9 protein-coding genes are annotated in these 12,564 nt (G+C 55.7%); 4 read left to right on the plus strand and 5 right to left on the minus strand.

Annotation, left to right across the window (positions count from 1 at the left end):
- Positions 1 to 987: an extracellular solute-binding protein gene (locus tag CRO19_RS10360; RefSeq protein WP_176519146.1), complete on the minus strand. Its 987-nt coding sequence runs from the start codon at positions 985 to 987 to the stop codon at positions 1 to 3.
- Complete coding sequence (locus tag CRO19_RS10365) at positions 965 to 1,678, minus strand: ABC transporter ATP-binding protein (RefSeq protein WP_097095760.1); 714 nt, start codon at positions 1,676 to 1,678, stop codon at positions 965 to 967. The genes CRO19_RS10360 and CRO19_RS10365 overlap by 23 nt, the downstream gene beginning before the upstream one ends.
- A 228-nt stretch (positions 1,679 to 1,906) precedes the next feature.
- On the opposite strand from CRO19_RS10365, the gene CRO19_RS10370 reads away from it, so the two are divergent.
- Positions 1,907 to 3,130 carry an MFS transporter gene (locus CRO19_RS10370; RefSeq protein WP_097095761.1) on the plus strand — a complete coding sequence of 408 codons (1,224 nt, stop codon included), beginning with the start codon at positions 1,907 to 1,909 and terminating at the stop codon, positions 3,128 to 3,130.
- A gap of 151 nt (positions 3,131 to 3,281) precedes the next feature.
- Here the strand turns inward: CRO19_RS10370 and CRO19_RS10375 are convergent, their stop codons facing one another.
- Positions 3,282 to 4,097: a TIM barrel protein gene (locus tag CRO19_RS10375; RefSeq protein ID WP_097097632.1), complete on the minus strand. Its 816-nt coding sequence runs from the start codon at positions 4,095 to 4,097 to the stop codon at positions 3,282 to 3,284.
- Positions 4,098 to 4,521: 424 nt separating this feature from the next.
- Between CRO19_RS10375 and CRO19_RS10380 the strand changes: the two genes are divergently transcribed.
- Positions 4,522 to 6,027: a CoA-acylating methylmalonate-semialdehyde dehydrogenase gene (locus tag CRO19_RS10380; RefSeq protein WP_097095762.1), complete on the plus strand. Its 1,506-nt coding sequence runs from the start codon at positions 4,522 to 4,524 to the stop codon at positions 6,025 to 6,027.
- A 24-nt stretch (positions 6,028 to 6,051) separates the two neighbouring features.
- Complete coding sequence (gene iolB / locus CRO19_RS10385; protein WP_097095763.1) at positions 6,052 to 6,867, plus strand: 5-deoxy-glucuronate isomerase; 816 nt, start codon at positions 6,052 to 6,054, stop codon at positions 6,865 to 6,867.
- 93 nt (positions 6,868 to 6,960) lie between these two features.
- Here iolB and CRO19_RS10390 read toward each other — a convergent pair whose 3' ends face one another.
- Together CRO19_RS10390 and CRO19_RS10395 are read right to left on the minus strand one after the other, a co-directional pair.
- Positions 6,961 to 7,806 carry a MurR/RpiR family transcriptional regulator gene (locus CRO19_RS10390; RefSeq protein WP_097095764.1) on the minus strand — a complete coding sequence of 282 codons (846 nt, stop codon included), beginning with the start codon at positions 7,804 to 7,806 and terminating at the stop codon, positions 6,961 to 6,963.
- 333 nt (positions 7,807 to 8,139) lie between these two features.
- Positions 8,140 to 10,053, minus strand: coding sequence for a bifunctional 5-dehydro-2-deoxygluconokinase/5-dehydro-2-deoxyphosphogluconate aldolase (locus CRO19_RS10395; protein ID WP_097095765.1), 1,914 nt, complete (start codon positions 10,051 to 10,053; stop codon positions 8,140 to 8,142).
- A 548-nt stretch (positions 10,054 to 10,601) separates the two neighbouring features.
- Here CRO19_RS10395 and iolD point away from each other — a divergent pair.
- A complete protein-coding gene (iolD, locus tag CRO19_RS10400; RefSeq protein ID WP_097095766.1) occupies positions 10,602 to 12,536 on the plus strand; it encodes a 3D-(3,5/4)-trihydroxycyclohexane-1,2-dione acylhydrolase (decyclizing) in 1,935 nt (644 codons plus the stop codon).
- Positions 12,537 to 12,564 lie beyond the last annotated feature (28 nt).

Consider the following 12,564-nt stretch of genomic DNA (forward strand, 5'->3'; position numbering starts at 1 on the left):
TTACTGCCCGAACAGCGCGCCGAAGCGCTTCAGTACCGCCGCGCGCTCGCTGCTGCCGTTCTGCTGGGTGGGTAACAGCTTAATTTCGGTAAACAGCGGGCGCTGCGCTTTGATATCGGTGCGTGCCGGCATCAGCCAGGCTTTCGCTACCTGCTCCTGACCTGCATCCGAAAGAACGTAATCAATAAAGGCTTTGGCATCATTGGCGTGCTGGCTGCTTTTCAGGATCATCATCGGACGCGGCGCCACCACGGTGCCATTTTCCGGGAAGATCACTTTCACGCTCTCGCCCTGCGCAATGTTGTTATAGGTGACGTAATCGACCGCGCCAAACACCGCCGCCCTGGCGCCTTGCAGCACCGGCGTGACCGCCTGCGCGTTTGGGCCGCTCATTATCATGCCGTTGGCTTTCAGCTGGTCAAACAGCTGCCAGGCTTTTTCGCCTTCGCTGTTTTGCAGGCCAATCAGCAGATCGAGTGATGCGCCCGAGAGTGCCGGATCCGGCGTGGTGACTTTATCTTTAAAGGCGGGGGCGGTGAGATCCTGCCAGGTCTTCGGCTCTGGCGTATTGCTTTGCGTATTCCACACGATGCCCAGCGCGGAAATACCCTGCGCCACGTAATCAGCGGTTTTGAACTGCTCTGGCACCTTTGCCGCGTTGGCGCTGTTAAACGGCAGCAACCAGCCACGCTGCTGCAGATCTTCTGCGGTATCCCACGAAGCCGAGATCAGCACGTCGGCCTGCGGATTGGCCTGTTCAGCCTCCAGACGTGCCATCACTTTGCCGGTCGTGGCCTGGAAAATATTCACTTTAATACCGGTCTGTTTTTCAAATCCGGCGGCGAGACTTTTCGACAGCGAACCCGGACCCGCGGTATACACCGTCAGCGCCTGGGCATCGTTGATCATCATAGCGGAAGTCAACATCATCGCGCTGATGGCTCCTTTCTGGCTGATGGCTCGTTTAACTGACTTGAGAGATGGCATTGCGGTCCCCTGAGAGGTGAGTAACGGAAACAATCTGGCCCTGCGCCAGGTGAATGATGCGATCTGCCAGCGTGTTGGCTTCCTCGCGGTCGTGCGTAACGTAAACAGCGGTGATGCCCGCGGCGCGCAGCAAATCCGCCATGGTATGAACCAGGGTTTCTCGCAGGTCGCGGTCAAGGTTGGACAGCGGTTCGTCGAACAGCAAAATCGCCGGTTTCGCCACCAACGCGCGCGCCAGCGCCACGCGCTGCTGCTGGCCGCCGGAGAGCAGCGCCGGTTTACGATCGCCAAAATCAGCCAGACCAACCTGCGCCAGGGCGGCATCGGCCTGTTCACGAGCGGCAGCTTTGCTGATGCCGCGCATGCGCAGCGGGAAGGCAACGTTTTGTGCCACCGACATATGCGGCCACAGCGCATAATCCTGGAACACCATGCCGAGGTTGCGCTTCTCTGGGGCATCGCAGTGATGTGCCGATGCGACGCAGCGTGCGCCAATCCACAGCTCGCCTTCTGTCGGTTGCAGCAAGCCCGCCAGCAGTTTTAGCAGCGTGCTTTTGCCACAGCCGCTTGGGCCGAGTAGCGCAAGGATTTCGCCGGCGGGAATGGTCAGAGAGAGATCGTGCAGAATAGTCAGGTTACCCACTGACCATCTGAGATTTTTCAGTTCAATAGGCAGCGCGGCATGCGTCATCGGCCACCTCCCTTGCGAGAGTGGGCGTCAGGCACGCGCGCCTGCGTAGAAATCAGGAGCGTCATCAGATTTTCATCCTCTTTGGGATTTAATGACGGCGAGTCTACGAGGGCGATATGACGAAATGATGACCATAAACCTGGGCATTCCACTGATGCGCAGCGCGGCAAAAGGCGTATAGTTATCCTTCTGTTATAAAAATTCCGTCACCCACGAGCGCAATTACTCATGCCTGACCTGCCCGCCGCCGCACCTGAACACGGCCGTTTTCGCCTTAACTTACTGATTCTCTCCATCGTGAAGTTCAACTTTGCCAGCTATCTCACCATCGGTTTGCCGCTGGCGGTGCTGCCGGGTTTTGTCCATGACGGGTTGGGTTATAACGCCTTTTGGGCGGGATTAGTGATTAGCCTGCAATACATCGCCACGCTGCTGAGTCGCCCACACGCCGGGCGCTATGCCGATGTGTGGGGACCGAAAAAGGTGGTGGTGATTGGGCTGGTGGGCTGCTTGCTGAGCGGTATCTGTATTCTTTTATCGGCGCTGAGCGATGGGCAGGGCGTGCTGAGTCTGGTGTTGCTGTGCCTCGGCCGCGTGATTTTAGGCGTGGGTCAAAGTTTTTCTGGTACCGGAACTTCGCTGTGGGGCGTGGCGCGCGTCGGCTCGCTGCATATCGGCCGGGTGATTTCCTGGAACGGTATCGTCACTTATGGGGCGATGGCGATTGGTGCGCCGCTCGGCGTCGTGATCTTCCGTAGCGGCGGTTTACTGCTGCTCTCCAGCATCATCATCGCTATTTGTCTGTTAGCCATTGCGCTGGCATTGCCGCGAGCAGCGGTGAAAGGCAGCAAAGCCAAGCCGCTGCCGTTTCGTGATGTGCTGAGCAAGGTGTACGGTTTTGGTCTGATTCTGGCGATGGGCTCTGCCGGATTCGGCGTTATCGCCACTTTTATCACGCTGTTTTATCAGGATAAAGGCTGGGACGGGGCGGCTTTCGCGCTGACCATGTTCAGCGCCGCGTTCGTCGGTACGCGCCTGCTGTTTCCCAACGCCATCAATAAACTGGGCGGGCTGCGCGTGGCGAGTATCTGCTTTGCGGTGGAGGCGATTGGCCTGTTTCTGGTGGCCGGTTCGTTTGATCCGTGGATGGCGAAGACGGGGGCATTCCTTACTGGCGCCGGTTTTTCTCTGGTGTTCCCGGCAATTGGCGTGGTAGCGGTGAAAGTGGTACCGCAGCAGAATCAGGGCAGCGCGCTCGCCACCTATACCGCGTTTATGGATTTGTCCCTCGGCATCACCGGCCCGATTGCCGGTTTCATCATGAGCTATGCCGGCGTGTCGTTGGTCTATTTTCTTACCGCGCTGCTGGTGTGTTTAGCGCTGTTTTGCACGCTGCGCATGATCAAAAGAATGCCGGAAACCGCCGCAGCAGAGATCAAAGAGAATGCGTAGTTGGCGGTCGCCATAAATGACGACCCTACAAAACCCGTAGGGTGCGCATTCATGCGCACCGGGACTTTCAGATGTATGTGGGATAAAAAAAGGGCCTCCGACCGAGGCCAACACTAGCAAAAGTGTCTAAGAGACACAGATAAGGGTTCGTTTAGGCTTGCAGCAATTCGATGCTGTGGCGTATCTGGCGTTCAATCTCTGCGGTGTCCCACTTCTCCAGCGTCGATGAAAACGGCTCAAACGCGTAGAGTCCTTTGTAGCCGAGTATCTCCAGACGTTTTACCTGCGCCACGCTGTTCAGCACATCACGGTCGCTGAGCATAATGCGCTCTTCATCGGTTAACTGCGCGGTCGGTCGGGTATCTTCCACGCCAGACAAGTGCACAAGGCCAATATGATTAACATCGATCTCCTGCGGGAACTCATTCTCCGCGTTTTCATACAGGTGATGATGGAAGGTATCGAGCAGCACCTTAAACGGGACTTTGGCTTGCTGAATCAACTTCTGTACTTGCACCGCTGAACGCAGCGAACTCACCGGGAAGCCCAGCGGTTCCACTAATCCCTGAATGCCATATTTTTCAAAGCGCGGTGCGAGCACCTGCAGCGCTTCAAGCGTCTGCTGCGGCGATATCTCAATCCCTTCATTCAGCGGACACATCACCAGCGCTTTTGCGCCAATAGCTTGCGCTTCCTGAAGTAGCGCTTCGGCTTTTGCCAGCAGCGCATCATCGGCACGGTTAAACGGGTAGAGCGCATTAATCGTGACGATCTCAATCTCATACTTATCCGCCAGCGCCCGCAGCGCTGCCGCGCTAAGATCATCGGTCACCTTACCGCTCGGCATGTCATTACGTAGCTCAACCTTATTCAATCCTAAACGCTGTACCAGCTGAAAGAAGGCTTCCAGCGAAAGCGTGGGGGCAATTTTACGGTTAATACAGAAACGGGTTGGATCGATGGCCATTTGCGGCTCCTGTAGGGTGATGCGGATAAGATGCAGCAAAGAAAACATTTATTTCATTATTATTGAATTATGAAATATCAGATATTGGATCTGTCTCGCAAAAATTTCATATTTCGTTTCGCGTTGTATGTTGTGACTGGATTTGTGGCACAAATTCTGTCCACTCAGCGGCTTAGTGTGCCGCGTTTTCAGCCGCGGAAAAATGCCGGTACGTCAGCGCTGCAGGCTGGTTTACAGCCGCTTGAAAACCGCCAGCGAAAAAATGCGATCCATGCCGCTAAAAGGAAATTTTCTAAAAAGAAGTATTTGAAAAATTTATTTCATTGCTATAGCTTCATAGCACGCTTTAAGTATTGCCTGCTCACGCAGCGTTGCGGTTTGAACCGGCTGTCTGCAGGGAACTTCACATCTAAGAGGCAACGACATGACTATCGTAGGAAACTTTATCGGCGGAAAAATTACCCATAGCGCCAGCAATGAAACCATTCCCGTGTACGATCCGGCGACCGGCAAAGTGGTGCGCGAACTGACGCAGAGCACCGCGGCGGAAGTGGAAAAAGCGATTGAAGTCGCCCATGCTGCGTTCCCGGAATGGTCGAAAACCGCGCCGCTGCGTCGTGCCCGTGTGATGTTCAACTTCAAAGCCCTGATGGAAAAACACCGCGATGAGCTGGCGGCACTGATTGTTTCTGAGCACGGTAAAGTGTGGTCAGATGCGCTGGGTGAGTTGACGCGTGGTATTGAAGTGATCGAGTTTGCCTGCGGTATTCCGCATCTGATTAAAGGTGAAAACTCCCCCAGCGTGGGCACCGGCGTTGATAGCTACTCGCTGATGCAACCCGTGGGCGTGGTGGCGGGTATCACGCCATTCAACTTCCCGGCGATGGTGCCGCTGTGGATGTTCCCCATCGCGCTGGCGTGCGGCAACACCTTCATCCTCAAGCCACCGGCGCTGGATCCCTCAGCCTCGGTGCGTATGGCCGAACTGCTGAAAGAAGCGGGCCTGCCAGATGGTGTGTTCAACGTGGTGCACTCGTCTAACGAAGATGCCGAGCAGTTGTATAAAGACCCGCGCATCGCGGCAGTCAGCTTCGTCGGTTCTTCCGGCGTGGCTGAGCATATCTACAAAACCGCCAGCGCCCACGGTAAACGTGTTCAGGCATTCGGCGCGGCAAAAAACCACGCTATCGTGATGCCAGATGCCGATCTTGATGCCACCGTGAACGCCATTATGGGCGGCGCGTTTGGCTCTGCTGGTGAACGCTGCATGGCGCTGCCGGTGGTGGTGGCGGTGGGTGACGATACGGCTGACAAACTGATTGCACGCCTCACGCCGCTGATTAAAGCGCTGCGCATCGGCCCGGGAATTCAGAAAGGTGCTGAAGAGAATGAAATGGGGCCGGTAGTTTCTGCCGCGCACCAGAAGAAAGTGCTGGGCTATATCGATAAAGGCGAGCAGGAAGGCGCGAAGCTGGTGGTTGATGGTCGCGGTGTTGAGGTAGCAGGTCACGCTGAAGGTTACTACGTGGGCGGCACCCTGTTTGATAACGTGACTTCAGACATGACCATCTGGCGCGAAGAGATCTTCGGGCCGGTATTAAGCATCATGCGTTCTACAGATTTCGATAGCGCGCTGCAGCTGGTTAACAGCCATGAGTTCGGCAACGGTAGCGCCATCTTTACCAGCAACGGTCACACCGCGCGCGAATTCGTACAGAACGTGGAAGCGGGCATGGTGGGCGTTAACGTCCCGGTTCCGGTACCGATGGCGTTCCACAGCTTCGGCGGCTGGAAGCGTTCGGTGTTTGGTGCGCTGAACGTGCATGGTCCAGACGGCGTGCGTTTCTACACGCGCATGAAAACCGCCACCGTGCGTTGGCCGAGCGGCCAGCAAACCGTCTCTGAGTTCAGCATGCCGACGCTGGGCTAATCTCGCTCAACCAGGAGGAACAGGATGTCTCTGATTTCGAAAGCGCAAAAACCCGACAGCAACGGTCGTATTCAGCATGTCACGCCTGAGAGCGCGGGCTGGGAATACGTAGGCTTTGATGCCTACCTGCTGAAAAAAGGGCAGCGCCTGACGCTGAGCAGCGGTGATAAAGAGCTGTGTCTGGTGCTGGTGGCGGGCTTTGCATCGGTAAAAACCCGCCATGCGGAGTTCCCACATCTCGGTAAGCGTCTGTCGCCGTTTGAGCGCATTCCGCCGTACTCGGTGTATGTGCCGCATAACGATGAAGTGGAAGTGTATGCGGACAGCGATCTGGAGCTGGCGGTGTGTAATGCACCAGGCGGCGGTAATCTGCCGGCGCGCCTGATTGCCCCGGAAGATGTGGGTGTTGAGCAGCGTGGTAAAGGCCGCAACCAGCGTCTGGTGCACAACATTTTGCCGGATAACAAAGAAGCCGACAGCCTGCTGGTGGTGGAAGTGTATACCGACGAAGGCGCGACCAGTTCGTACCCTAGCCACAAGCACGACCAGAAAAATAGCCCTGAAGAAACCTATCTGGAAGAAACCTACTATCACCGTTTCGATCCTGAGCCAGGTTTCGCCATGCAGCGTGTTTATACCGACGACCGTTCGCTCGACGAGTGCATGGCGCCGTATAACCGTGATGTGGTGACGGTGCCGCGCGGCTATCATCCGGTGGCGACCATTGCCGGTTACGATAATTACTATCTCAACGTGATGGCGGGGCCAAAACGGTTGTGGAAATTTACCTGGGAGAAAGATCATGCCTGGGTGAATAGCGATAAGTATCCGCGTTCGTAGGGAGCGCATTTATGCGCACCAACGTTAAAAGGGCAGCCACATGGCTGCCCTTTTTGTTGGCTGGTCGCCATCAATGGCGACCCTACGAAGAGATTATTCGTTAATAACGTTGTTATTCAGCGCTAACGATACGGCGAGCGTCTGCGCCAGACACAGCGATGCCACCTGCGAACGGAAGCCATCCACCTGCGCCTCACGCACCACAAAGCACACATCGCTGAAGGCGGCCAGCGGGCTGACCTGGCTGTCGGTGATGGCGATCAGATGCGCGCCACGCTTGGCACCTAGCTCAACCAACTCCACCGCTTCACGCGCGTAAGGCGAATAGCTGATGGCAATCACCACGTCTTTGGGATTCACCATACTGAGCTGCTCGGTGAACATGCCGCCGAGGCCATCGATCAGGAATGCCCGGCGCTCCAGATGGCGCAGCGCGTACACCAGATAAGAAGCCACGCTGAACGAGCGGCGCAGGCCGATAATGTAGATGTTCTCCGCTTCATCGAGCATTTTCACCGCGCGGTTGAGTTGGTCCGGATTCACCTGCATCGCCAGCTGTTGCAGCGCCTGACTGTTCACCATGGTAAAGACGTTGAGAATTTCAGCCGGGCTCTCGGGTGAGCTGGCGCTGTCGTCGGTGGCGGTTTGGCGGAACAGACGTGCACGCTCGGTATAGTTAACCGTTTCTTCCATCAGATGCTGGCGGAAAACCTGTTTCATTTCGTTGAAGCCGCTGAAGCCAAAAGCGTTGGCAAAGCGGATCAGCGTGGAGGGTGGCACATCAGCATGTTGCGCAATGGAGGCAACGGTATCAAACGCAATGCTGTTGCTGTTATCAAGGATATAACGAGCCACCTGCTTCAGGCGTTTACTCAGCGTCTCATAGCGACGACGGATATCGTCCTGTAACAGGGTAAGTTGTGTTGGATTATTGGTCATTACTTCGGCCCGCTAAAAAAGAAAATATGGCTGGATAATGAGCGCTATAGTACCAGATGGATGGAAAATTTCATTCGTTTGACATCTTCGTGACGCTTATTTCATCGGTTTATGAAATGCCTCACAGAATGTGCATGTTTTCCCCTCACCCTAACCCTCACCCGCAAGCGGGCGAGGGAACCTATCGAGTGAAAGTCGAGGAATGCATTCGGTCCGCAAAATCGCAGAGGACAGTTCCTTCTCCCGCCAGCGGGAGAAGGTTAGGATGAGGGCCAACGCGCACAATGCAAAAAAAGCGGCCATCGGCCGCTTCTTTGATGCTAATTCAACAGCTTAACCGCGCACCGCGCGCCAGTAGCCGATCAGGCGCAGATAATTGCCTTTCACGGTTTCGATCAGCGCCTTGTCGTCCAGTTCGCCCTGCAGCCACTGGCGTGACGGCTGGCCGAAGATAGTGCGACCTACCGCAAAACCTTTCACCCATGGCGCTTGCGCCGCCGCCGCAAAACCGGCTTTCAGCGTCTCTTCTGGTGCATCCAGACCCAGTAGCAGAATGCCGCGGCAGTGTGGATCGTTTTGCTCGATCAAGCCGCTGATGGACTGCCAGCTCTCCGCGGACAGCGGCGGCAGTTTCCACCAGTCCGGCTGAATACCCAGGCTGTAGAAGTGGCTCAGCATATCGTAATAGTAAGACTCTTTCCGGTCCGGGTTACTTTCCGGCAGAATCACTTCCAGCAGCAGTTCGTGACCGCTTTTATTGCAGCCTTTCCACACATCCAGCACCAGATCATCCTGCTCTTTACGCAGTTCCGCGCTGTCATGTGGATGGTAGAACACCAGGCATTTCACTACGTGTTCGGCCGGCCAGTCGACCAGCTGCGAACCAATATTGCCGTGCTCGAGGCGCAGCGGGCGGGAACTTGGCAGCTCGATGGGGCGACCAATCCACCAGTTTTTACCGGTAATCGCGTTCAGCGCTTTCTGGCCATAGGTGGTATCCGCGAGGATGCCGCTTTTCTGATGCAAACCTGCCTCGTTTGCCGCTTCTTCAGCTGCGCGCAACAGCAGCAGTTTCAGCTGTGGAATGCGCTCTTCGCTGACGCCCGCTTCGCGCGCCATATCGGCCAGCTGCTTGCGGTGGTCAAAGGCGAACACATTCAGCTCGGGCCACTGCTGCTTACGTGTCGTCACGCGGTGTAAATGATTCAGGCGTGGATCGAGATCCGGGCGCTTCACGTCGTTATCGCGGCGAAGGAAATCATCCAGCTCTTCTTTGGTTGGCATCGCTGGCGCGCAGCCGTGGCGGGAAACCACCAGTGCCCCACAGGCGTTTGCGTAACGGCACGCCTGCTCCCAGCTTTCGTCGTTTAGCCAGCCGCGCAGCAGGCCAGACATAAAGGCATCGCCCGCGCCAAGTACATTCAGCACTTCCACGCGCACGCCGCTCTGTAATGTGGTCTGTTCCCAGCTATCTGGGATCTCGCCCTCAAATACCACGCAGCCCAGCGGGCCACGTTTGCACACCAGCGTTGCCTGGCTCGATTTACGCACGTTTTTCAGCGCGGTCAAGGTATCGGTGCTGCCACCGGCAATATGAAACTCTTCTTCCGTTCCCACCACCAAATCGAAATAGTGCAGGACTTCCTGCAACTGTTGCGTTACTTCGCCCGATTCAATGAAACGCGTTTCACCGTCGCCGAGTGAGGTCAGGCCCCACAGGACCGGGCGATAATCGATATCCAGTGCGGTACGCAGCCCGTTACGTCGGGCGATATCCAGCGCCTTCAATACTGCGGCACGGGTTTGCGGGTGTGACAAGTGCGTGCCGGTAACGGCGACCGCACGTGAGGAGGTGATAAACTCTTCTTTAATATCTTCCGGCACCAGGCCCATATCGGCGCAGTTATCACGGTAGAAAATTAGCGGGAAGGTCTCTTCATCTTTAATCCCAAGAATCACCAGACCCGTCAGGCGATGCTTGTCCGTGATCAAACCGTCGGTGTTGCAGCCTGCCCGCTGCAGCTCTTCACGTAAAAAGCGGCCATTATGCTCGTCACCTACGCGCGCCAGCATGGCAGACTTCAGGCCCTGAATAGCTGTGCCATAGGCCACGTTGCCAGAAGATCCACCCAGATATTTATTGAAGCTGGTCATATCTTCCAGACGTGATCCAATTTGCTGACCGTAAAGGTCGACGGCGATGCGTCCAATACAAATCACATCAAGCCGCTTCTGTTGTGTACTCATACCTATTGTTTCCTTCTGTGATAAGCAGACACTGCGGGCGCTGCCGCCCATCATCGAGCGCTTTGCTTCCGGGTTCTCAAGGTGCCTGATTGGCTTTTACGCAGTATGAGGAATAAAAATTCCAAACACAATATGAAATGAAACGTCCGTCGCGATTTTGTGAGCCAGGTAAAAATCTGACAAAGGTGTAATACAGCAGGTGTTAAGCGCTGAATTCCAGCGATACTCGGGCTTGTGAGCCAGGTCTCAGGAAAAGAGCGATAAATCAAGGAAGCTACTGAAGTGAAATGAAATTTCGTTATGGCCGTTAAATAACCTTTTACCGTTCCACTTTCCTCCCTTTGCTCGCCCTGAAAGCGTTCGTTTCATCGCTGAATTTGATCTCTATCGCAAAATGAAATGTTTCTTCTGTAATCGTATTTAATGAAAAAAATATTTGTTTATAATCGCCACACGTTTCACTTAATCCGCGGGCGCCGTAAGCGGCAGTTGTTACCCGAACCGCGATGTACCTCACCACAGGTACCAGCATGTAAAGGAAGAAGCATATGGGCACAATCAGACTCACCACGGCACAGGCGCTGGTAAAATTTCTGGATAACCAGTACCTGAACGTTGACGGCGTGGAAACCAAATTCGTGAAAGGCATTTTTGCCATTTTCGGTCACGGTAACGTGCTGGGATTGGGCCAGGCGCTGGAGCAGGATAGCGGCGATCTGGTGGTGCATCAGGGCCGTAATGAGCAGGGCATGGCGCACGCGGCGATTGGGTTTGCCAAACAGTCGCTGCGTCGTCAGATTATTGCCTGTACTTCTTCCGTTGGACCAGGTGCTGCCAACATGATCACCGCCGCCGCCACGGCCACGGCCAACCGCATTCCTTTACTGCTGCTGCCGGGCGATGTGTTTGCTACGCGCCAACCCGATCCGGTATTGCAGCAGATCGAACAGAGCCACGATCTCAGCATCAGCACCAACGACGCGTTTCGCGCGGTGAGCAAATACTGGGACCGCGTAAGCCGCCCAGAGCAGCTGATGACCGCGTGCATTAATGCCCTGCGCGTACTGACCGATCCAGCCGAAACCGGCGCGGTAACCCTCGCGCTGCCGCAGGACGTACAGGCTGAGGCCTGGGATTTCCCGGAATACTTCTTCCAGAAGCGGGTGCATCGTCTGGATCGCCGTTTGCCCACGGCTGCACAGTTGGGCGATGCGTTGGCGCTGATTGCGCGTAAACACAAGCCGCTGATCGTTGTCGGTGGCGGTTTGAAATACTCCGACGCCGGTGATGCGCTGCTGAAATTCGCCGAGCGCTTCAACATTCCTTTTGCCGAAACCCAGGCCGGTAAAGGCACCATCGTTTCCGATCATCCTTTGAATGTGGGCGGCGTGGGTGAAACCGGCTGTCTGGCAGCGAATCTGCTGGCGAAAGAGGCCGATCTGGTGATTGGCATCGGTACGCGTTACACCGATTTCACCACCGCCTCAAAATGGATTTTCCAGAATCCGGACGTCAGCTATCTGAATCTTAATGTCAGCAACTTTGATAGCTACAAGCTGGATGCGGTACAGCTGCTGGCGGATGCGCGTGAAGGTTTAACGGCGCTGGAAAGCGGGCTGAAAGGGTTTGAAAATCATTGGGGCGACCAGATTGAACTGTCGCAAAGTAAACTGCTGAAAGAGACGCAGCGCGTTTATGCCGCGACCTATAACAGCGACGATTTCATTCCTGAAATCGCCGATCACGCCGATCGTGAAGCGTTGTTTGCCGAGTTCGAACGCCTGACGCAATCGGTGCTGACGCAGAGCAGCGTGCTGGGCACCTTAAACGAGCAGCTCCCAAAGGATGCGGTGATTGTGGCTGCAGCGGGCAGTCTGCCGGGCGATCTGCAACGCGTGTGGCGCACCAAAGATTACAACTCGTACCACGTTGAGTACGGCTACTCCTGTATGGGCTATGAAGTGAACGCCGCGCTGGGCGTGAAGCTGGCGCAGCCGCAGCGTGAAGTTTACGTCATGGTCGGCGACGGTTCGTTCATGATGCTGCACTCCGAGCTGGTCACCTCGATTCAGGAAGGGGCCAAAATCAACGTCGTGCTGCTGGATAACATGACCAACGGTTGTATTAACAACCTGCAGATGGAGCACGGCATGGACAGCTTCACCACCGAGTTCCGCTTCCGTAATCCGGAAGGCGGCAAGCTGGATGGCGGCTTTGTGCCGGTGGACTTTGCGGCGATTGCCGGCGGTTACGGCTGCAAAACCTATCGCATCACCACGCTGGAGCAGCTGGAAGCGGCGCTGATTGATGCGCAGAAGCAGACGGTTTCAACGCTGTTCGACATCAAAGTGCTGCCAAAAACCATGGTGCACAAGTACTTCAGCTGGTGGCATGTGGGCGTGGCGCAAACCTCAACCTCGACCCGCACGCAGGAAGTGGCCGACAACCTTAACGTGCATATCGAACAGGCGCGTAAGTACTAAATCCTCTTTAAGGCCGGGGTTCTCCGGC

This window comes from Candidatus Pantoea floridensis (genome assembly GCF_900215435.1).
In the GTDB taxonomy this organism is placed as follows: Bacteria; Pseudomonadota; Gammaproteobacteria; order Enterobacterales; family Enterobacteriaceae; genus Pantoea; species Pantoea floridensis.